The organism is Telmatobacter bradus, assembly GCF_048629425.1.
Taxonomy (GTDB): domain Bacteria; phylum Acidobacteriota; class Terriglobia; order Terriglobales; family Acidobacteriaceae; genus Telmatobacter; species Telmatobacter bradus.
This window is the reverse complement of the sequence record NZ_CP184532.1, coordinates 4,582,973-4,602,171: the sequence shown is the minus strand read 5'-3', so window position 1 is coordinate 4,602,171 and position 19,199 is coordinate 4,582,973. Positions and strand designations below refer to the sequence as shown.

23 protein-coding genes and 1 tRNA gene are annotated in these 19,199 nt (G+C 55.8%); 9 read left to right on the top strand and 15 right to left on the bottom strand.

From position 1 onward, the window contains the following. Window positions 1-66 precede the first annotated feature (66 nt). The 3 genes from ACOBR2_RS19130 to ACOBR2_RS19120 all read right to left on the bottom strand — a co-directional run bounded on the left by ACOBR2_RS19130 (window position 67) and on the right by ACOBR2_RS19120 (window position 2,893). Window positions 67-813, bottom strand: a complete 747-nt coding sequence (locus tag ACOBR2_RS19130; protein ID WP_420237683.1) for a superoxide dismutase — start codon at window positions 811-813, stop codon at window positions 67-69. Between the two features lie 264 nt (window positions 814-1,077). Further along, window positions 1,078-1,632 carry a response regulator transcription factor gene (locus ACOBR2_RS19125; RefSeq protein WP_420237682.1) on the bottom strand — a complete coding sequence of 185 codons (555 nt, stop codon included), beginning with the start codon at window positions 1,630-1,632 and terminating at the stop codon, window positions 1,078-1,080. After that, window positions 1,610-2,893: an ATP-binding protein gene (locus ACOBR2_RS19120; RefSeq protein WP_420237681.1), complete on the bottom strand. Its 1,284-nt coding sequence runs from the start codon at window positions 2,891-2,893 to the stop codon at window positions 1,610-1,612. Before ACOBR2_RS19120 ends, ACOBR2_RS19125 begins: the two co-directional genes overlap by 23 nt. A gap of 288 nt (window positions 2,894-3,181) precedes the next feature. Between ACOBR2_RS19120 and ACOBR2_RS19115 the strand changes: the two genes are divergently transcribed. Continuing rightward, complete coding sequence (locus ACOBR2_RS19115) at window positions 3,182-5,566, top strand: TonB-dependent receptor (protein WP_420237680.1); 2,385 nt, start codon at window positions 3,182-3,184, stop codon at window positions 5,564-5,566. A 1,042-nt stretch (window positions 5,567-6,608) separates the two neighbouring features. Then, window positions 6,609-6,926 (top strand): hypothetical protein, encoded by a 318-nt coding sequence (locus ACOBR2_RS19110; protein ID WP_420237679.1) that lies wholly within the window; start codon window positions 6,609-6,611, stop codon window positions 6,924-6,926. A 24-nt stretch (window positions 6,927-6,950) separates the two neighbouring features. On the opposite strand, the gene ACOBR2_RS19105 is transcribed toward ACOBR2_RS19110, so the two are convergent. The 9 genes from ACOBR2_RS19105 to ACOBR2_RS19065 all read right to left on the bottom strand — a co-directional run bounded on the left by ACOBR2_RS19105 (window position 6,951) and on the right by ACOBR2_RS19065 (window position 11,865). Continuing rightward, window positions 6,951-7,250 carry a cyclic-phosphate processing receiver domain-containing protein gene (locus ACOBR2_RS19105; protein WP_420237678.1) on the bottom strand — a complete coding sequence of 100 codons (300 nt, stop codon included), beginning with the start codon at window positions 7,248-7,250 and terminating at the stop codon, window positions 6,951-6,953. Between the two features lie 202 nt (window positions 7,251-7,452). Continuing rightward, complete coding sequence (locus ACOBR2_RS19100) at window positions 7,453-7,683, bottom strand: hypothetical protein (RefSeq protein WP_420237677.1); 231 nt, start codon at window positions 7,681-7,683, stop codon at window positions 7,453-7,455. 53 nt (window positions 7,684-7,736) lie between these two features. After that, window positions 7,737-8,237: a hypothetical protein gene (locus tag ACOBR2_RS19095; protein ID WP_420237676.1), complete on the bottom strand. Its 501-nt coding sequence runs from the start codon at window positions 8,235-8,237 to the stop codon at window positions 7,737-7,739. Window positions 8,238-8,419: 182 nt separating this feature from the next. Continuing rightward, the gene (locus ACOBR2_RS19090) at window positions 8,420-8,854 is read right to left on the bottom strand and encodes a DUF5615 family PIN-like protein (RefSeq protein WP_420237675.1); all 435 of its coding nucleotides are present in this window, start codon (window positions 8,852-8,854) and stop codon (window positions 8,420-8,422) included. A gap of 4 nt (window positions 8,855-8,858) precedes the next feature. Beyond that, complete coding sequence (locus ACOBR2_RS19085; protein ID WP_420237674.1) at window positions 8,859-9,494, bottom strand: DUF433 domain-containing protein; 636 nt, start codon at window positions 9,492-9,494, stop codon at window positions 8,859-8,861. A gap of 563 nt (window positions 9,495-10,057) precedes the next feature. Further along, window positions 10,058-10,819: a metallophosphoesterase family protein gene (locus ACOBR2_RS19080; protein ID WP_420237673.1), complete on the bottom strand. Its 762-nt coding sequence runs from the start codon at window positions 10,817-10,819 to the stop codon at window positions 10,058-10,060. Window positions 10,820-10,826: 7 nt separating this feature from the next. Further along, window positions 10,827-11,249 (bottom strand): hypothetical protein, encoded by a 423-nt coding sequence (locus ACOBR2_RS19075; RefSeq protein WP_420237672.1) that lies wholly within the window; start codon window positions 11,247-11,249, stop codon window positions 10,827-10,829. Between the two features lie 120 nt (window positions 11,250-11,369). Next, window positions 11,370-11,711: a hypothetical protein gene (locus tag ACOBR2_RS19070; RefSeq protein ID WP_420237671.1), complete on the bottom strand. Its 342-nt coding sequence runs from the start codon at window positions 11,709-11,711 to the stop codon at window positions 11,370-11,372. Window positions 11,712-11,775: 64 nt separating this feature from the next. After that, a tRNA-OTHER gene (locus ACOBR2_RS19065) sits at window positions 11,776-11,865 on the bottom strand. A gap of 474 nt (window positions 11,866-12,339) precedes the next feature. On the opposite strand from ACOBR2_RS19065, the gene ACOBR2_RS19060 reads away from it, so the two are divergent. Next, window positions 12,340-12,633 carry a helix-turn-helix domain-containing protein gene (locus ACOBR2_RS19060; protein ID WP_420237670.1) on the top strand — a complete coding sequence of 98 codons (294 nt, stop codon included), beginning with the start codon at window positions 12,340-12,342 and terminating at the stop codon, window positions 12,631-12,633. A 285-nt stretch (window positions 12,634-12,918) separates the two neighbouring features. Here ACOBR2_RS19060 and ACOBR2_RS19055 read toward each other — a convergent pair whose 3' ends face one another. Next, on the bottom strand, window positions 12,919-13,347 hold the full coding sequence (locus tag ACOBR2_RS19055) for a recombinase family protein (RefSeq protein WP_420240041.1): 429 nt from the start codon (window positions 13,345-13,347) through the stop codon (window positions 12,919-12,921). A gap of 150 nt (window positions 13,348-13,497) precedes the next feature. On the opposite strand from ACOBR2_RS19055, the gene ACOBR2_RS19050 reads away from it, so the two are divergent. The 5 genes from ACOBR2_RS19050 to ACOBR2_RS19030 all read left to right on the top strand — a co-directional run bounded on the left by ACOBR2_RS19050 (window position 13,498) and on the right by ACOBR2_RS19030 (window position 16,532). Then, window positions 13,498-13,794 carry a toxin-antitoxin system TumE family protein gene (locus ACOBR2_RS19050; RefSeq protein WP_420237669.1) on the top strand — a complete coding sequence of 99 codons (297 nt, stop codon included), beginning with the start codon at window positions 13,498-13,500 and terminating at the stop codon, window positions 13,792-13,794. Beyond that, on the top strand, window positions 13,781-14,143 hold the full coding sequence (locus tag ACOBR2_RS19045; RefSeq protein ID WP_420237668.1) for a hypothetical protein: 363 nt from the start codon (window positions 13,781-13,783) through the stop codon (window positions 14,141-14,143). The genes ACOBR2_RS19050 and ACOBR2_RS19045 overlap by 14 nt, the downstream gene beginning before the upstream one ends. A gap of 464 nt (window positions 14,144-14,607) precedes the next feature. Further along, window positions 14,608-14,931 (top strand): DUF1778 domain-containing protein, encoded by a 324-nt coding sequence (locus ACOBR2_RS19040; RefSeq protein ID WP_420237667.1) that lies wholly within the window; start codon window positions 14,608-14,610, stop codon window positions 14,929-14,931. Window positions 14,932-14,934: 3 nt separating this feature from the next. After that, complete coding sequence (locus ACOBR2_RS19035; protein ID WP_420240040.1) at window positions 14,935-15,477, top strand: GNAT family N-acetyltransferase; 543 nt, start codon at window positions 14,935-14,937, stop codon at window positions 15,475-15,477. Between the two features lie 131 nt (window positions 15,478-15,608). Beyond that, window positions 15,609-16,532, top strand: a complete 924-nt coding sequence (locus ACOBR2_RS19030; protein ID WP_420237666.1) for an IS630 family transposase — start codon at window positions 15,609-15,611, stop codon at window positions 16,530-16,532. 563 nt (window positions 16,533-17,095) lie between these two features. Here the strand turns inward: ACOBR2_RS19030 and ACOBR2_RS19025 are convergent. Next, on the bottom strand, window positions 17,096-18,280 hold the full coding sequence (locus tag ACOBR2_RS19025) for a tyrosine-type recombinase/integrase (protein WP_420237665.1): 1,185 nt from the start codon (window positions 18,278-18,280) through the stop codon (window positions 17,096-17,098). 3 nt (window positions 18,281-18,283) lie between these two features. Then, a complete protein-coding gene (locus ACOBR2_RS19020) occupies window positions 18,284-18,562 on the bottom strand; it encodes a helix-turn-helix domain-containing protein (RefSeq protein ID WP_420237664.1) in 279 nt (92 codons plus the stop codon). Window positions 18,563-18,768: 206 nt separating this feature from the next. On the opposite strand from ACOBR2_RS19020, the gene ACOBR2_RS19015 reads away from it, so the two are divergent. Beyond that, a complete protein-coding gene (locus ACOBR2_RS19015) occupies window positions 18,769-19,197 on the top strand; it encodes a putative toxin-antitoxin system toxin component, PIN family (RefSeq protein ID WP_420237663.1) in 429 nt (142 codons plus the stop codon). Window positions 19,198-19,199: the final 2 nt, after the last annotated feature.

The following is a 19,199-nucleotide window of genomic DNA, read 5'->3' as shown; positions in this document are numbered from 1 at the left end:
CCTTTAGACGTGGGCCTTTCAGCGCCAAATGCAGCCGAAGAGTGACTGCTGATCCAGCTATTGTTCCTACGTACGCAACGCTTTCCTGGCAGAGGCATATTGGCCACTAACAAAGTCCCAGTTCACGATGTGGAAGAAGGCAGTTACATATTCAGGGCGACGATTTTGATATTTGAGGTAGTAGGCGTGTTCCCACACGTCGATGCCGAGAACCGGGGTCCGGCCACCGGTAAGAGGACTGTCCTGATTTGGCGAAGTCTCGACTTGCAGCTTCCCGTCCGGCCCAAGAGTCAGCCATGCCCATCCGCTGCCGAATACTCCAGCAGCTGCTTTCGAAAACTGCTCCTGGAATTTGCTGAAACTGCCAAGCTGCGCATCGATGTCTTTTGATAGTTCGCCGCTCGGCGCGTCACCGCCGCTCTTCGACAAGATCGTCCACCAGAAGGAGTGATTGGCATCGCCTCCGCCCTGATTGCGAACGGCGGTGCGAACATCCTCAGGAACGGAGTCGAGATGTGTAACAAGATCTTCGACTGTGCGACTTGCAAGATCGGGATGGCCTGCCACGGCCGCATTCAGATGATCCACATAGCTCGCATGATGCTTGTCGTGGTGCAGGTGCATCGTCTCGGCGTCAATGTACGGTTCGAGCGCATCGTACGCGTACGGAAGAGGCGGCAACTTGAATGGCCCTCCGGGGAGCGCGGCAGCGGGCGTTGAAGACTGGGAGAATCCAGCCCGGTCGAGGATCGCGGTCGATAAAGAGACTCCAGCTGTATATCCAACTCCATGCAAAAACGATCGGCGATTCATTGGGACCTCCCATGACCGTTTCGGGCCACGCGTCAAATTGGGGAATTTGTCGAGAAGTTGTATGCAGCGAACGTACTCACTCACGCGAATTAGCCGCGAAGTGGCGCATCATCCTTCCGTAATGGCAAATATATTTCCTCCACGCTGGGCCACTGGTGCGGCAAATTGTCGCAAGCGTGATCTGCTGTAGAGATGGATGTTTGCTCTCCGCGGCTCGCACTAAAGGGAAGGTGCTCTATTGGAATTGGACGCAATTCTGATGAACTACCGTGCCGGTGGATACTTGGAGATTTTCCTTTGCAGGGAACGGCGATGAATGCCGAGCGCGCGTGCGGCCTGGGAGATGTTTCCTCCACAGTCGGCAATCACCCGCTGTATGTGTTCCCATTCCACGCGCGCGAGGCTTGGAACACTCGACGGCGGGTTTTGATCAGCGCCGGTCGCGGGTGAGGCATTGAAAACAGCAATGATCTGATCGGCATCAACCGGCTTGCTCAGGTAGTGGTCAGCACCGCCACGCACTGCCTCGAGAGCCGTGGCGATGCTGCCCCACCCCGTGAGCATAAGAATGAACATTGTCGAATCAAGTGCGCGCAGCTTGCGCACCATGTCCAGGCCATTTTCGGTGCCTAAGCGCAGATCCACGATCGCAAGATCCGGTGCGTGTTCCTGAGCCGCATTCACTGCCTCGGCAATATTTGCCGCAAGGAACACCTCCCATCCGCGCGATTCCAGGGCGCGGCCTAGCTGACCACGAAATAGATCGTCATCGTCGGCTACCAACGCCGATAGTGCTTCAGGCTCCGGTTTTTGACGCAAATGGCAACTCCAGGATGGCGGTGGTCCCTTGGTTCACGACAGAATCAAAAATCAGCGTACCGCCCATATCCTCAGCGAACACTCGTACAAGAAACGTCCCGAGACCCATTCCTCGTTCGGGACGCTTTGTCGAGTAGAACGGCTCAGCAATGCGATCGAGCACCTCAGGGGCCATTCCAATCCCGGAGTCCTTTACGATAAAGCGAAGAACTCCTGACTCTGCCTCCCCAGCAACGTAGACAGTCTGGCCAGTTGAACTAGCCTCGAACGCATTCTTGACCAGCGCCGAGAGCACCTGGCGCGTGGTCTCGATGGGAAGTGATGCGGATAATTCAGGAGGAGCATCGACTAGGATGGCATTCCTCTGCGGTTCCGGAAAGCTTTCCCGAAGCTTCTGAAGAAAAGCGTCGATTGCGATGAGCGTGGCAGTCTCACCGGCTAGCTCTGCTCCCTGTGAACTCATCTCACGCAATATCTGACCGCATCGGTCAACCTCAGAACGGATTAGCTTCGCTTCTGCGCTGACATGCTCATTGATCTCAACGTCTCGTGCGTATCGTTCCAGTTCCTTCGCAACAATTGCGATCGTTCCAAGGGGCGTTCCCATCTCATGGGCCGCTTTGGCGGCCAATGCTGCCAGCGAAGAGACCCGTTCCTGCCTGGCGACCAGACTCTGCAAGCGAAGCAGTTCCTGCTCGTGGCTGCGCAGCGTTTGCGAAACTTTGCTGATCAGAATGGAGATCAATACCGCTCCGGTAACAAAAGCGACCCACATTCCAATGAGGTGAGCTGAAAAGTTGCCACCTGCGTGATGACCTTCAAAAATTAATAGCGGCAGGTGGTAGAAGAAGAGAAATCCGAATCCCAGGATCGAGAGAACCCCGAGAGACCAGGTCCACATTCGGCTCAGCACAACGGCGGAAAGCGTGATCTGCACGAGATAAAGCAAGCTGAAGGGATTCGCCGGCCCTCCGGAAAAGGCCAGCAGCGCTGTGAGCAAAATCACATCGAGAACGAGCACGCTTCCGAGAGCGCGCCTGGCTCCGATCACCGTCGCGAGAGAGCCAAGGAAGAGATTCGAGACCAGAGCACAGGCGAGTGGTATGCCGACGAAGACGAGACGCAGCTCAGCCCGGGTAAATACAAACGCAATCGCAATCAGGATGCATTCGCCGGCGAGAATTCCGTAGCGCAGTTTCTGAAGCCAGGGCAAAACGAGCGCAGGCGCAAGCTCACTGGTCGGGCGCAGATCGCGCTCCATAAAGGGCTGCCGATTCGTTACGGAAACTCTCATCGTTCGCTGGAGTCGCGTCGAATACCCAGGAATGTATCGACGCAGAATCAACTCTCATTTTAAGGAATGATGCATCGTCGACGTGCGACAAAATGTCGCAACCGGAAGGCGCGGTTGCTGCGATAGAACTTTAATAGCCCCGAAGTCTGACAGGTGTGCGAACGATGTGCGAATGCGCTGCTTGAAGCAGGGCTTTATCCGGAACAAGCTCGACGCTTTCAGTTGGTCTTCGTGCAAGGAAACCAAGAGGACAAAATGCATTGCAAGCTTTGGACGGCGCTTTTGGTGGCGGCCTGTATAATCGCGCCTAAACAATACGCATCTGCGCAACAATCAACTTCTATCGCCACAGGCAGCATAGTTGGCGTCATTAAAGACCCGACAGGCGCCGTTATTGCGGATGCGCATGTGGAGTTGCATTCCACTACTGGGAACTTTCACGAAAACAGAGCTTCCGATCGTTTCGGCCATTTTTCCTTTATCTCTGTCCCGGCGGGCGAGTATGAACTCACCGTCATTGCTTCAGGATTCGCCGGTCAGGTTCTCGGTCCGCTTACCGTGGCAGCAGGTGCGGAGCTTACTGAAGACCTCCCGCTCAAAATTGCCGTAGAGGCCGCCACCGTTGAGGTCGAAGGGCAGGACGCCAGTTCTATCGCCGCTTCGAGTCTCAAGGTGCAAGCCTCTGACGCTTCGCAAAGTCATAACAGCGCCGACATGCTTGCCGACATACCCGGTGTCAGCCTGCATGGCAATGGTGAATTGGCCACTATTCCTTTCCTGCACGGCCTAGGCGATGAGCGTACCGAGATCGTGGTGGATGGCATGACCGTCTCAAGCGCCTGCCCAAACCACATGAATCCTTCTCTCAGCTATGTTGCCCCTGCCCAGGCCGCGCAAGTGACCGTACTGGCCGGCATCACACCGGTGAGCCTTGGCGGAGACAGCCTGGGCGGCACCATTTCGGTCGAGATTCCCGCGCCGGCTTTTGCCGAGCCGGGAAGTGGCCTGCGCGAGAGTGGCGTCTTCACCGGCTTCTACCGCTCCAACGGCACAAACTGGGGCGGATCGCTTAGCGAGGCGATTGCCACCGAACACTTGAGCCTTGGTTATGTGGGCGCATTCACCACCACCGGCGATTACACCGACGGTGCCGGCCGCAAAATTACATCAACCTACGCGCAGAGCACCGACCATGCACTCACCCTGGCGGCACAGTATGGGCGCAATTTCTTTGCCGCAACCGGGAGCTTTCACCACGTTCCATTTGAGGGCTTTGTGAATGCCTTCATGGACCTCACGCACAACAATGCCACGTCACTGAATTTGCGCTACCGCCGGACGTTCAACGCAGGCTCGCTCGATGCTCATTTCTACTGGCAGAACACCCTCCACGAGATGAATTTCCTTTCGGACAAAGTTGCCGTGGATGGCATGGGTGCGGACATGCCAATGAATACTCACGGCCGCGACCTGGGCTACCTGGTGCGCTATGAAGTTGCGCTCTCGGCGCGCCACACGTTTCGCGCCGGCAATGAGCTGCACCGTTTTCGCCTCGATGACTGGTGGCCGCCGGTCCCTGGAATGGCGCCCATGATGGGGCCGAACACTTTTATCAATATCAACAATGGCCGCCGAACACGGCTTGGAACCTACGCTGAGTTCTTCAGCCACTGGAATGCGCGCTGGTCCACGCTGCTCGGCGCGCGCAACGATACGGTGTGGTCTAACGCCGGAGATGTCCAAGGCTACTCCAGCATGTATGCCGCTGACGCCGCAGCCTTCAATGCCGAAAACCACTCTCGCACCGACGTCAATTTTGATCTGACGGCACTGGCCCGCTACGACGCCAGCCAGCACGCTGCCTTTGAGTTCGGCTACGCGCGCAAGAACCGCTCTCCAAATCTCTACGAACGATACACGTGGTCAACGAATATGATGGCGGCCAGCATGATCGGTTGGTTTGGCGACGGCAACATGTATTACGGCAACATCGCTTTGAAGCCCGAGACCGGCAACGTGGTCAGCGGCACTCTGCTGCTGCACAGCCAGGCGCAAAAGCCCTGGGAGGTAAAACTAACGCCTCACGTCAATTTCATTCAGGACTACGTCGACGTGGATGTGGCCTCAATGTCGATGATGGGGATGGGAACGCAACTGCTGCGTTTCGCAAACTATGATGCTCGCATCGGTGGCGGCGATCTCTCGGGCTTCGCTACGCTGTGGAGCAACGACTCCGCCGGCTCTGGCAGACTAAGCGCTGTCGGCGCGTGGCTGCATGGCACACGCACCGACAGCAATACGCCGCTCTACCAGATGATGCCGCTCAACCTGCGCCTCGCTTTCGACGAGGAAGCTAAAGGGTTCAGCGGAGGCTTCGGCGCAGAGATGGTGGACAGCAAGTCGCGCCTCGATCCTAATCGAATCGAACTGCGCACCCCGGGATATGCGCTCTTCAATGTGCACGCGGCCTACAAGACCAAGTATGTGCAGGGCGGTTTCCGCGTGGACAACCTCGCCAACCGGCTCTACGAACTGCCGCTCGGCGGCAACAACATAGACAACTACAGCGCTACGGGCATGATGATTCCGGTTACAGGACGCGGGCGCTCAGCATCGGTAAACCTCACTGCGGCTTTTTAACTCGAGTTCGATAATCTCCGGTCGGGCTCGCCCTCGGCCTGACCGGGACTTAAATGATCACTCATCCAATGGCGGACTGTTGCGGACCCGCCAATATTTAACTAGGGATGCGGCCACTGATTGGATTGAGAGGGTTTCTGACGAGCAGAATCTGAAGTGAGCCGTGTTCAATACCATTTGATCTCGCTAACCTCCGCGATCCGCTCCTGGGTGGCGGCGGGGCGGAGGTAGCGTAGGGTCGTTTCGAGATCCGCATGCCCGGCGCAGGCCATTACCGTTCGCGGGTCGATTTTGTTGCGGACTCGGATGTGGCCCCCAGTATGGATCCCTGGCTCATCGCGGTTCTTCATAACCTCTTGGTTTCAAAGGTGGGACCACAACATTCCGCTCGGCGAATCTCCCTGAATAGCGTTGCCTGTCCACAGTGGACAGTTCTCGAAAAATGAACACAATTTTCTCGAAATGTCCTTAGCCTGTCCATACCTCAGCACTTCGTTCTTCCCGGTGATCAGCGCCCAGCAGGTATGGACACCGTATGCCAGCCTGTCCATATGGACAGCCGAATGGCGTCAGGTCCGCGCTCTCACCTGTCTATATGGACAGGTGAGCCCTGTGGCGCGGCACCCCTGACTGCGATCCTGCCTCTTCTTCGCCTCCAGCACACACCCGCTTCCGTTGAAAGGAGCTCACGGTGCATCCTTATATATATCCCTCACCCGCTCAGGCCCCTGATTTAGACGTCATAATTCAGACGGCAAAGAGCATGATCTCTCGCGCCAAAGCCCCCGCGACCGTCAAGGCATACCGGAATGACTGGCGGGATTTCGAATCCTGGTGTTGCGCGTACAATCTTCCGTCGCTCCCTTCAACGCCCGAACTTGTATGTCTTTACGCATCGTCACTCGCGTCAACTCGTACGGTCGGGACCATCACTCGTCGCCTTACATCCATAACCAAGGCGCACCAATCCACTGGATTTAGGGAGTCGCCGGCATCGTCCCGACACTTCGTTGTCGTCTAAACTCTCAAAGGAATCCTCCGTGTGCTCGGCACAGAGCAGCACGGTAATGGGAATGGTGAGGGCGAGGCCAGAGCCAACACGGCGCTGATCGATGGTATTCGCGGGTACGTGATGGACGTGCGCGAACTCGACAGTGATCTGATTGACCGCATCAATCCCTTCGAGGCGGCTTATGCGGTGCTGGCGAAGGCAATGGACGAAGAACGTTGCGACAGGTTCAGACGAGCATTGCATGAAAGAAGATCAGCTTCTCAACGGATGAAGCCCGCGAACTGGCCGAGCATGCCTTCGCTGGCTGGTACTGCTCCTAACGCGGCGCAGCAGCAAGAACCGCTTTGAGAGGGTGGAAATTGATGTGACGCTTCAGGACTGGCTTCTTCGGCGGCATTTCTGCAAAGCCGCTTCTATTCTCCGACGGCCTACAGGATTGCTGGAGACGATCTCGATTCGATCTGGAAGGTGCTGCGGGTGCTGTTCCAGCCAGCAAGCAATGTCGTATCCCGTCATTTCCTGCCCTCCGACTCCTGAAAAATCACCGAGATCATGATCGAGATAAACGAGATCCCAGTGCTGCTCGGCAAGAGCATCTATGCCCTCCTGATAGGTGCGGGCAACCCGGTCAGCTGGGAGATTTCGCTGGTCGTCAATGAGCAATGTGGCCATGGATCATTTCCTCACTCAAGATCTCGGCAACGTTTTTCAGCTTTTCTCTTCACGTTTGAGAAGGCATCGCTTCTCTCCGGCGAACAACTCGCATCACGCGTCGGGGTCTGTACTCTTCTGTAACCAATGGACCCACATGTCGCCGACAGCCTGCTGTTTCCACGAATCGTCGGTAACGACTTTGCTCTGCGGAACTCCCCGGTTACGCCTCGTCTGTCGTATCGCGCGTAATCTCGTTGAAAATCTCTGGATACTTCTCTTTGAGGACTGTCCGTTGTCGAATCAGTTCGCGATGACTCACGATCAAGAACCCGACCGGATCGTCGCCACCACCAACACCGGCTAACTCATCGAGGTATTTCGCAGCCTCTGCTTCCTCTCGAGAGTAGGGCTTTTCATTCAGATCCCGCATATTCGAATATGCCAGACACATGCTCACGATCTCCTGTTGGTATCTCGTTTGCTCTTTTGCACACTTTCGCCTGCTTAACCACTTCTCCCCGCCCTTTTGCTGCCTTTTGTAGAGCTCTTCCTTGTCCCACGGGCAGCATTCAATGCCGGCTGTCGCCGCTGCCTCTCAAGCAGCGCGTCGTTGGCGGCAGTTTCTTTCCGCCTAACTAGGCACCGCATTTCACCGCAGAACAACTCTCCCCAGGCCTCGGGGTCCATTCCTTTTTGAATCCAATGTACCCACATGCCGCCGACAAACTGTTGTTTCCACGATTTGTCGATAACGACTTTGCCTTTACGAATGACCCGATGAGGAATTGTTCCGGTTTTGGTGTCTTGGTGAATAATGCCATGCCAGAGAACGCTTCCGTCGTCGCCAAACACCGTGAAGTCATCCCCTTCTTCAAGGTACTCCAGGCCCTCGTAGCGCCAGTGTCCATCTTCAGTGACAAACCCATCTTGCTGCATCGCCCACCAGCCACCTTCCGTGCCGGTTTCACTGAAGAGCACGCAGACTCCCTTCATCTCTTTCATCATCGGATCACTCCTAACTCTCGGCTTGCTCTGTTTGCCATTCGGGCACGGCCATCCTCCGCCGAAAAGTCCAGCAACATCATGGTTCCGACCGTCATGAACCAATAACCAAGATGATCTTTTTCGGGTGGAGTATCTACTTACCTCAATTCAAGGAGGGTAGATCTGCTTTGGATGACACTTAATTATTTACAAACATCAGTTTCTTCCGCGGGAAGAGCAAAGCGCTCGAGGTGTACTCGACCGTCTTTCCTGACATCAACCTGTAGTACCTGGTTGGTGAGGTCGCCATTCTTCGCGAACTCGTCCAGGATCAATCCGAAGATCTGCCTCTGGAGGCTGAGGTTCAAGCCAAAGGGCGCGTCGATGCAGACCAAACCGGCGTGCAAGCGTACGTCTGCGTATTCTCCGGAAGAGCCTGGTTCATTCGCCGATCCGCGAAAGTCTGTGCTGTTGTTGGTAACAAACGTCCAGTCTCCTTCAAGGATGACGCGCTTGAGTTCCCAGTCTTTGGTACCAGTCTTCCCGAGATGATTGACGTGCGAGCAGAGAAAGCCCTTTTGCTGGGCATCGGACGCCAATGAAGGGCTCAGGTTTTCGTCGATCAGGATTTTCTGCAAACTTCTAGCCCCCTATTGAGGAGCTACGAAGTCGCCTTTTGGAGATGGAGACCGACAGGCTTTTGGGCAGATGCCGCCGCCGCGGGCGGCCCCGTTGTGGAGTTGCTTTCGCGTACACCGAAGCCAGTTCGATCTGCGATGGTGTGAGCTTCGGGTAAATCTCCTGCAATTCCTCAAGCGGCGTTCCAGCATCGACCAGACTGGCAACGTCGTACACCGGGATGCGCGTTCCCCGGATTACCGGGGTGCCGCGCAGTATCTCCGGGTCTTCGATGACTAGATTTTGTGCCTCCCTTAACTGGCTCAAGCGGCGTTCCACGTCGTCCCAGATCGAAGACAGCAGCACCTGTACGGTCCGGGACTCTTCGAACTTGCATTGACGAAGCTCATTCCAGGAGTGGTTGTGTGCCAGCGCGTTCCGCATCGCTTTGACGCGCGCTCCTGAAGTCAACACGTCTTCCGTTTCGAAGTAGAAGGCGATCCAGAGGCAGGCGTCTTTGCGAACGGTTCGATTCTGCGATGCTTTGTAGAGCATCTTTGGCAGAATCCGTTTGTCGATCATCCGGTTGATCTTGGCAACGGTGACGCCTGCCGCGATGGCTGCCTCACTGGTTGTCAGGTTTTCGATAGCGGCCTCCATTGGGCACCTCCACTTCACTATCATAATCCATCTCCTCGAGGAGAACATTTATCACTATTCGGCCAGAGCGGCGAAAAAAGTTGGCAAGTTGCGCTCTTTCAGAAAGATACAGACATCGGCTTAAGCAAATTCGTAATGGGCCAGCGTGGCCACGCAACCGGGCCTATTGTTCGCTAAGAAGGAAGATTCATCCTGGAACAAGGTGTGATTTTCTGCCGAAAAGTCATGCAACATCAGGACACCGGCTGTCATGAACCAACAACCAGGATGATTCTTTTTTTTGGGGTCGAGTATTTGCTACCTCGATCCAAAGAGGTTAGATCAGTTCGGGATGGCACTTTATTATTCGCGAACACATCTCAGGCCTTCCCGAGGGCGCGAAGGCGACCGAAGCTTCAAACGTGAAGCCCTCGAGGTCGAGCATGACGCAATCACTCTCGTCGGCCAGATCCTCGTACAAATGGAATCCCTGACCGGTGGACTCGTCCCGGTCATCCTTGATCGTGCATCGTGCGCTCATCCGAGTTCCTTTCTATCTTTGAGGTTCTGCAGAACCACCTATGCTAACTGCCGTCCCGTAGCCGAGTCGCGAGTGCTTCTGGAAGGCCGGCCCTCCGGATTCTTCTTTGCGCTGCGCGGAAGTCGTATGGTGCCCGGCACCAGGTCCAGCTCAACTCAGCATCATCGAAGATTGCGAATGCCGCTCGCCAGTCTCCGTCGCGAGGTTGACCGATGGATCCCGGGTTCAGGAGATACCGATTATTGCGGCGCAATGGCAGCTCAAACTGAACGGCACCGGAACGAGACCTAGAGTCTGCCTCAAGGGGGTACAACGCTCGCCGGGTCGCGATCCAAGCGACCTGCTCGTGCGAATGCCCAAACAGAGTGATCCTGGCCCTGCTCGCGCTCAGTGCTGCTTCCGCTGCATACTCGCTTGAAATGTATGCGTCCTCGTCCCGCGATGATCCGTGAACACAGATCAAGCTTCGTCTGAGCGGCTTCACCGGTCCGGGCGGCAAGCTTTGCAGCCACTCCCTGTTTCCGCTAGTCAAGACCGTCTCTGTCCAGATTGCGGCAGTTGCCGCAGTCGAGCTCAGTCGATGATGCAGGCTGAATGTGGCCGGATCGCTGCACGCCCTGTCGTGATTGCCGCGCACCACAATGCCGCCAAGTTTCCTCGCCAGTTCAACCACTTCATTCGGGTTTGCGCCATAGCCGACAACGTCGCCGAGGTTCCAGACCGTGTCATATGGTGGCGCTGCCGCAAGCACCGCTTCGAGAGCCGGCAAATTGGAATGGATGTCGGAGATGACGAGGGCGCGCATGTCAGCTTCACTTTTGTGCTTTGGCTTTTCTTCCACCTCTGGGAGGCGGCAGCGATGCGATTGCCCTGCGCAATTTTGCATTTGGGGCCGGAGCGGAGCCCTTGAGGATAGACGCCTTCTGATCGCGCTGTGTGCTATTGGCTAATCCCGCCGCGCGCGCTGGACGGCTCGCTGGCTTGGGCTCTCGACTCTCTTTGCTCCATACCGCCTCGACCATCTTGCGCACGGTCGGTCTGCTGGTGAGCAAACGGGGCAACCCAGCGTAGGCCATCGTAATTCGCCACAGCATATCGAGCAGCCGCTCCCCTCCTTCGCCGGGCGGAACCACGATGACGAACCCATGCATATTGGCCGCTAATTTGGCGTTGGGAACGATCTCGTCCGCATCGCCCTCGAGCAAAACTACTCTGTCACTATGGATACGTGGCATATTCCCTCTTCTGGACCGATTCACACTGCGTCGTTGATGATCCTCACGTTTTGCGATTGCGGTATCGACCGATACTCTGACGCCCAAAGCCGTCGCGGATATGGCTCCTGGCAGCGCCAGTTATGACAGCGTCAAAGCATCAACGAGCTGTTCGAATCTGCGGCGCCGAATACGCGCGACGATCTCTGGCAGCTCACGTACCACATGCCAGAAGATCGGACCGTATATTCTGAAACTGGCCTCATTCGAAAAAGAGATTAAGATGGCTGGCGTATTCCCGGGAACTACTCGCAGCCATGCCACGATCTCCTCGCCCGAGCCCATGGCTACGTTACAGCCCCCCGGAATATAGGGAGGAAGCCGTTCTTGCTGGCTGGGAAACGCATATTCGTCCGTGACTCTCGATTTCCTTTGCTTGGCCAGTGGCCCTGTTTTGAGTTCCCGACTCTTACGAGTAGCCATTTTGCATTGTCCTTCCACCTAGGTCATCTGCAGTCCCTAGTCGCGTCGGTCCCACGATTGGGTTGGGCCGCAGAGAGATTTGAACTCTCAGCCCCGCCATCTTGCCGGGGGGCTTCCCGTGCGCGAGTTTCACGTCGCGTTGCCCCATGCGGCCCAAACTTCAATGTCCTGCTCCCTACCCCTGCATCAGTCTTTCTCTGCTCTTAAGCCGACCCACTAAAATCGTTAGGTAGTAGCCCTGCGCGTTTCATGATCTCTTCGAGTGCCTCATGGTACCGATACCGTTCAATCTTGCAAAAATGTTTAAACACGTCGGCCACGGGCCGGGGAACGAGCATGTTGATAGGGTCGCGGCTAGGTTTCTCGAGTCGGTTGCTTGGCTCCGGCAATGTCCACATGAGAGGGGTCGGGGTTGTCACCGCAGCTTGAATGGGCTCGTGTCTATCCAATGGAGATCTCTTCATGGCTTTCCCTTTGTTCTCCAATCACTACTGAACATGTAGACATGATGGGTACCGGCTTGCATGGTCGAATAGCGAGCGCGCGACTGGGGCAGAAGTTTCCCATCTCCATTATTATATAACTATAGTAGTTAAATGAATCGAGGCCTCATGGTGAACCCTGACATGTGGCCAAGAAAATCGGAGCAGACCGCAGACGGTCGACGACAAGCCTTCCCGGCGCACTCGGGGCGGAATTGACGGATCGCAGGACCAAGGCAGGCTGGTCCCAGCAGGCTCTGGCGGAGCGCCTTGGATACGACGTTAACTACGTCGGACAAATCGAAAGGGCTGAAAAGAGCCCTTCTCTGACAACGCTCATTAGCTTCGCGACGGCATTTGATACAAGTCTTTCAGAGATTTTCAAGGCTGCCGAAGAACGGCTCTCGCCCCGAAGACTCATGAAGAGGTCTTTGCGGTAGGCTTTGTCGCGCCCGAGCAAATAGGCTAATTTTGCCCAACCCCTCGAAACTGCTTAATTGGCTTTGAGCGGCGCTGATGTCTGATCTCATTGCTTGGGGAGTTAGCCCGGCCCAGAGAAATGCGCTCACCGTCCCGGCGCGTTCCCCAATTGCTTGACGGAAGTGGAGCCAATCAGGGAGCGCATCTGAGAGATAGCAATGATATCCAGCATTTGACTACATCATCGGCAGGTGGGGCGGTCTCGTTTGCGTGAGCTGGAACACGCTTATGCGCAGATGCTTCGCTTAGGAGGCGTGCAAGTAGCAGTACACGGTTTCCCTGCTGATGCCAAATTGCTTGTCCAGATCTGTCTTTGGTTCTCCCAAGGCAACCCGGCGGCGCAGCTCGTCCTGTTGGGCCACACTGAGGGCGCGGCACCGGCCTTTATACTTCCCTGCCGCTTTGGCGATCGCGATGCCCTCGCGTTGGTGCTCAAGGATCAAGGATAGCTCAAATTCGGGCACTGCCCCGAGTAGAGAGAGCAGGAGGATCGCGATCGGCGCATCCTCTCCAACAAACCTCAGGTTCTCTTTCGCGAATTCGATGGCAACACCGCGACCGGTGAGCTCGCTAACGAGCTGCCGGAGGTCGACCAGGCTACGCGCGAGCCGGTCCATGCTGCTGTTCACGAATAATAAAGCTTCATCCTTCGCCGCGGTTAATGCCTTTGAAATTTGCTCGGCGGCGCAAAGGGCGGAAAATGAAATCTTCCTGGCAAGCCACGCGAACGCAGAAATGCAAAACCTCCCGATAATTGAGTTTCATCTTGTTCGCGATCTTGTTGGCTCTTGAAGCCAACAGCACTGTTGACATAATATCCCAACATGAAAGCGACTCTGGTCATCGAGCGCCGCATCGTTTTTCGAGACCGAGACTTCGCGGAAGCGGTGATCTGGAAAGTGGCCGAGCCGGTACCACCGACAACACAGGGCTTCAAGTACCGGTTGGACTACATCGTCGGTGGCCTGCGGGTGATTGGGTTTGATAATGAACGCGGGCGCGGTGATCATCGCCATGATGGCGAGCGCATCTCCAAATATGAATTTCAGGGAATTGATCGTCTGATGGAGGATTTCGCTGTGGCGGTCGAACAATGGAGGGCAGAACATGGCCAAGACTGAAATCGAAGTCGGGAAGAGCCTACGCGGTGTGCTGGCTGAGGTGGGAATGGCCTGGAAAGCGGCGGAAGCCGGCCATTCGGCCGAACCGTCGAGTCGTCTGTGCTTTGTCGATTGGGCGGCGTTATGCGCTGTCCTAACGCCCAAGCGGTATGAATTGATTCGGCATTTGCGGCGACAACCGGAACCTGGTATCCGAGCCTCGGCCCGTAGCCTCGGCCGGGATGTGAAACGCGTTCACCAGGATGTTGCCGCTCTCCAGGAGCTTGGGCTCATCGATCGTAATCCGGAGACTCGGGCCGTCTCCACTAGTCTCGACGAAGTATCGTCGGTCATTCGCTTCGCGGCGTAAAAGTGCGATGCGATGGTTGTCATACCTATCGTCTACCTGCGGTCAGCGCCCGCTTAAATGGACGGGCCAGACCGTCTTGTTCCACCTAGACCCGAAGACACATTGCTTGAGAGCTGAGGATGAAACTCTTTTATCCACGATGAGACTTCATTATCGGAGATGAATCTTTTTTATCTACCGACAGCTGTGCGCTGTGCCAGACGTCCCGATGTGCAGTTGGGTACACCTCGACGGGCATCTCGATCCTACGGAATAATTCCCGAAAATCCGGGTTTTGAACCAGTGGATCTGTATAGCCGCGACAGCTTTCCCGCGCTTTTTGCATGGTTCGGCTGGTTCTGAGGGGATGCGGCGCGCTCGGGCACGGATAAACAGCACGGGTTCAATCACTTCGAATAATCCAAATAATCAGTGTTGAGTTTTGGCGGCAAATTGCCGTACACTTTGAAAGGTGCCACACCTAGATGTCGCACCCTAAGGAGGGAGCCGTCATGCCGGCCGTTGCAATCAAGAAAAAGTCCATCCGGGACGCGCGCCTGGAAGCTAGAGTTCCCCGCGAGACTAAGACGCTCTGGGAGCGAGCGGCTGCGGTTCAGGGAAGAAAGGTTACAGAGTTTGTAGTCAGCAGCGCCTCAGAAGCCGCTCATCGGATTCTGCGTGAAAGTGAGCTTTCAAGTCTGACTCGCCTCGATAGGATCGCATTCGTTGAAGCTCTGCTAAATCCCCCAGCTCCAAACGAAAGACTGCGGAAAGCTGCAGCACGCCATGCGCAGGTGTTTGGGAGGTAAGCCATCTCTACACTGAAATTCAAAGACATCGAGCCGTTCGGAGATAAACACAAAAAGCTCCGAGCGGCCTTTTCATGCGGTTCACCGGAACTAGACCGATACCTGAAGCAGCAGGCCTCTCAGGATATTGAACGGCGGGCCTGCGTTGTTTATCTGCTCGTGTCCGAGGGTGGCAAGTTGGCGGGCTTCTACACGCTCACCCAAGACAACATTGCGTCCGAAGATCTCCCTCCGGAGTTGATTAAGCAATTGAATCTGCCTCGGTACGAACGAATAGGCGCTTCGCTCCTTGGAAGGCTTGCACGTGATCTCACCTACAAGGGAAAAGGCGTTGGGGAGCTGCTCCTGGTCGATGCGCTGAAACGGTCTCTCGCAATGAGCCGGCAGATCGCATCCGCGGCGGTCGTAGTCGACGCTAAAGACGAAAAGGCCCACAAGTTCTATCAGGATTTCGGGTTCATTCCTTTCCCCGAATCCCGAAAGCGGCTGTTCCTGCCGATGGTGACTGTCGAATGGCTCTATCCTGAGATGGAACAAAAACAATAGTAAGTATCCTCCGGCAGGAGAGCCGGGGGATCTCCTCACCCTTTAGGGTCCTTGATTGTGCGCTTGCCGGATTTAGCGCTTCGGCCGCTTGCGAATGCCTCTTCTTCTTGGCCATAGGGCTTGCTGTGCCGATGGATCGCGCATCTCCCGGAGATCTTGGGCAGCGGCACGGCTTTGCCAGTCGCGTCGGCGCCGAACAGCGCGAGTTGTTGTGCGCGTGGCGGCGTGAGCAGCCCGACTTGACAGATGAAGAATTGCGTCATCGTCTGGCCTGCGTCATCGTCTGGCCGCGAGCGGCGTGGCGGTCTCGAAGAGCCGCGTTGGACAACTGCTTTTTCAGATGGGCGCGCGGCGTAAAAAAGTCGCTCCACGCCGCTGAGCGCGACACGGAAGCCAACCAAAAGCGGCGCGGCGAGTTCCTCGCCAAGATCAGCTCGATAGCTCCGGAACGCTTGATTTTCTTGGACGAGAGCGGGGTGACCACTTCGCTGACGCGGCTCTATGCGCGTGGCTTCGATGGCCTGCGCATCCGTGGAGGCACGCCAGAGAGCCACTGGAAAGTGCTGACCACGTTGGGCGCGGTGAGCCTAGCAGGCATGGTGGCGTCGATGACGGTTGGAGCGGCTACCGACGGAGATATTTTCGAGGCCTTTCTCGAACAGGCGCTTTGCCCAAAACTGAAACCGGGCGACGTAGTAGTGATGGACAACCTGAGCGTGCACAAGATCGAGCGCATGCGCGAACTGATCGAAGGTGCGCATGCAGAGTTGCTTTACTTGCCGCCCTATTCGCCAGACTTCAATCCGATCGAGAAAGCATGGTCGAAATTCAAACAGTTCTTACGTTCGGCCAAGGCTCGCACCGCAGAAGCGCTCGACCAGGCCGTAGCCGCAGCCATCAAAACCATCACGCGGGATAATGCAAAGGCATGGTTCAAACACTGCGGATATTCACCAGGTCGGGTAGTGGTGCAGTTTGGAACTTCAAACTGCACCACTGCCCCCGGTCGCACCGGCTATGCCTCTGGCAAGTTGCCGTACTGGCTTCGCGGATAAATGAACTTTGCCAATTGACTCGCGGGACTTTTAAATGCTTGTCGGCAAGTGTCAACCGGATCAGCGCACATGGCAACTTCCAAGTTCTGTGCCTATGGTCCACGATAATGTAGTTTGTCTTTTGTGATCGATACTCGCGGAACCGGGTTGCTCCAGGCTGGTACCGCCTCATTTCGGTTTAGGGCCGCTGATCGGCTAGCAATTAGAAGCGGGTGAACGAAGCAGATGCGAGTGGGTCACTCGTCGTCGCGTTCGCGAACCTCGGGTGACCCCGGTTTGACGGTTTGAGCGAGGACTGAAGCTTGGGATGAATTTACGGTATTTCTGGTGTTTGGAGTTCAACCCATCCGCCAAACTCCTCCAGATTTCTGCTGATTCCGCAAAACTATTTAGGTCAACCAACCATGCCTGCTAACTCTATGATATTGCTGCATTTAAGAACTCATAACCCAAAGGTCGTAGGTTCAAATCCTACCCCCGCAACCAAATAATCAATAACTTAGATAATTTAGTCACTTTCGGTAAGTCCCCATTATCCCCCATTAGGAACAGACTGCTATTTACTATGCAACCGCAGCCACCACTTCGGCGGGTAAATCCTGCGGGTTGGGGCCGAACACCAGTCCTACGACCTGACTATTTGCGCGGCGTTTGGTTTCCGTCATGGCCCGCCCGTAGACGTTCATCGTCGTCTGGATCGAGGCGTGACGCATCAATTCCTGTTGTACCTTCATCGGAGCACCCGTCTCATCGAGCCAGGAGCGATAGGTATGGCGGAATGTATGCCACCCGATCTCCTCTCCCAACTCGGCGAGCTTCGCAGCCCGTTTGATCTGCGACTTCTGCAAGCTCTCCTGGTAGTACGGCTTCCCGGTGACCGGATTGGCAAAAAGCCAATCCTCGTCTCTCGGGAAGATTGAGGCAGAGCGCCATTGCACCAGCACCTCCGCCAGACGAGGATCAAGCGGAACATCGTCTCTTGAATATTCCGTCTTCACGTCGTCCACTCTGCCGCCTACCACGCTTCTCTGAACCAGCACCGAGCGATTCTCAAAATTGAAGTCGCCCCATTGCAGGCCCAGAATCTCGCTGACCCGAAGGCCCAAACATTTTGCGACCAAAACCATCGTGCGGTATGGTTCGCCCAGATGCTTGAGCAGTTGAAAGAACTCGTCCACGGTGAGAACCCGTGGTCGCTTCAGGCGCTTGCTTCCGTTCTTCACGCGCACCAGAGAGACGGGGTTCTTTCCAAGTTCGATAATGCCCCACCGCTCCGCACACTTGAAGACCAGGTGCATGATTCCCCGTATATGAGTCTTTGACTTTGGAGCCAGTGACAGATCGCGCAGCCACTGTTCCATCGCCATCGCCATCGGCTTCAGCTTATCTACGGGGTACTCACCCCAACGCGGCCGAATGTGAACCCGGATATTCGACAAATGCGATTTCCGGGTTGAGTAGCGCTCCGAAAGTTCCTGCTCGATATAGCGGTCGAGCAAGGTTCCGAAAGACACCGCCTCTACTTCCGCACGTGGAGACTCACCGTTGAGTCGAAGAAGAAGAGCTTGCGTGGCCTTCCGTGCCTGGGTTTCAGTCGCATACAGATTGCGATCCCCGAGGATCACACTCTGACGTTTCCGTTGCCCTTGGGCGTCCGTTTCGTAATATCGAAACTCCCACACGTCGGGACCGCGTTCGCGCTTCCTCAGCCGAAGACTTCCATACTGATACCGCGTCCGAACAAACAAGGTTTACCTCCTGCTTGGTTGCGGGCACGAGTGGTTAAGAACAGGGTACCCCTGTTCTGCTTCAGAGTCGACTGCAGCTTGCTCAGCACCAAGCAACTGGCCGTGAAGATCCGAGAGCCGGAAACGCCAGAGTTTACCAACCCGTAGTCCCCCGACGATACCGTTACGCGCATACCGCTGGAGGGTTTTCGGGTGGACTTTCACAATGGCCGCAGCCTGCTCACTGTTTAGTAGAGGTTCGAATACATGGATTTTCTTTTTGCTCGATTTTCCACTAGACAAACCCCGGATGACATTCCCCGGATGGACAGAGTGTAGCCGAGGCGCGGTCCGTGTCAAGGCCGGGCAAAGCCCGCCGCTGCGCGGTCAAGAGCCTTGACACGGACCTCTGTCGCCTCGGCACATAATTCCATCTATCCGGGGAATGTGACAGAAAATATCTCCCCAGACAACCGACCCCGTGGCGCCACCCGTGATACCATCAGCTCGTGAGGATTGTTCTCGACACATCGGTTCTCATTGCTGCTCTCCGTTCGAGCACCGGAGCAGCAGCAGAGAATCTGCGGCTTGTCCTGCTCAAAAAGCTGACCATTCTCATGGACTACAAGCTGGCCTGTGAGTATCGGGATGTTGCGTTTCGGGCGGAACACCTGAGTGTGTCCGGGAAGACGCAAGAAGAAACCACATTGCTTCTGGACATGTTGGAAGCGCTTGCCGAACCGGTTCTGGTTGCTGTCCGGCACACACCGCTTTCACAGGATGCAAACGATGACATGGTGTTGGAGGTTGCCATCAATGGCGGTGCGGATGCCATCGTGACCAACAACACAAAGCATTTTCGGGAACCAGCAAAGCGTTTTCACCTGGAAGTGCTGACTCCGGCAGAACTGCTGAATGAATTCAGGAAGAGGAGATAAGT

Excerpts from the sequence above, each read along its gene's own strand:
- ACOBR2_RS19130 (WP_420237683.1), bottom strand. The coding sequence starts at position 813 with ATGAATCGCCGATCGTTTTTGCATGGAGTTGGATATACAGCTGGAGTC.
- ACOBR2_RS19120 (WP_420237681.1), bottom strand. The coding sequence starts at position 2,893 with ATGGAGCGCGATCTGCGCCCGACCAGTGAGCTTGCGCCTGCGCTCGTT.
- ACOBR2_RS19115 (WP_420237680.1), top strand. The coding sequence starts at position 3,182 with ATGCATTGCAAGCTTTGGACGGCGCTTTTGGTGGCGGCCTGTATAATC.
- ACOBR2_RS19105 (WP_420237678.1), bottom strand. The coding sequence starts at position 7,250 with ATGGCCACATTGCTCATTGACGACCAGCGAAATCTCCCAGCTGACCGG.
- ACOBR2_RS19100 (WP_420237677.1), bottom strand. The coding sequence starts at position 7,683 with ATGTGTCTGGCATATTCGAATATGCGGGATCTGAATGAAAAGCCCTAC.
- ACOBR2_RS19095 (WP_420237676.1), bottom strand. The coding sequence starts at position 8,237 with ATGATGAAAGAGATGAAGGGAGTCTGCGTGCTCTTCAGTGAAACCGGC.
- ACOBR2_RS19085 (WP_420237674.1), bottom strand. The coding sequence starts at position 9,494 with ATGGAGGCCGCTATCGAAAACCTGACAACCAGTGAGGCAGCCATCGCG.
- ACOBR2_RS19080 (WP_420237673.1), bottom strand. The coding sequence starts at position 10,819 with ATGCGCGCCCTCGTCATCTCCGACATCCATTCCAATTTGCCGGCTCTC.
- ACOBR2_RS19075 (WP_420237672.1), bottom strand. The coding sequence starts at position 11,249 with ATGCCACGTATCCATAGTGACAGAGTAGTTTTGCTCGAGGGCGATGCG.
- ACOBR2_RS19070 (WP_420237671.1), bottom strand. The coding sequence starts at position 11,711 with ATGGCTACTCGTAAGAGTCGGGAACTCAAAACAGGGCCACTGGCCAAG.
- ACOBR2_RS19050 (WP_420237669.1), top strand. The coding sequence starts at position 13,498 with ATGAAAGCGACTCTGGTCATCGAGCGCCGCATCGTTTTTCGAGACCGA.
- ACOBR2_RS19045 (WP_420237668.1), top strand. The coding sequence starts at position 13,781 with ATGGCCAAGACTGAAATCGAAGTCGGGAAGAGCCTACGCGGTGTGCTG.
- ACOBR2_RS19040 (WP_420237667.1), top strand. The coding sequence starts at position 14,608 with ATGTCGCACCCTAAGGAGGGAGCCGTCATGCCGGCCGTTGCAATCAAG.
- ACOBR2_RS19030 (WP_420237666.1), top strand. The coding sequence starts at position 15,609 with ATGGATCGCGCATCTCCCGGAGATCTTGGGCAGCGGCACGGCTTTGCC.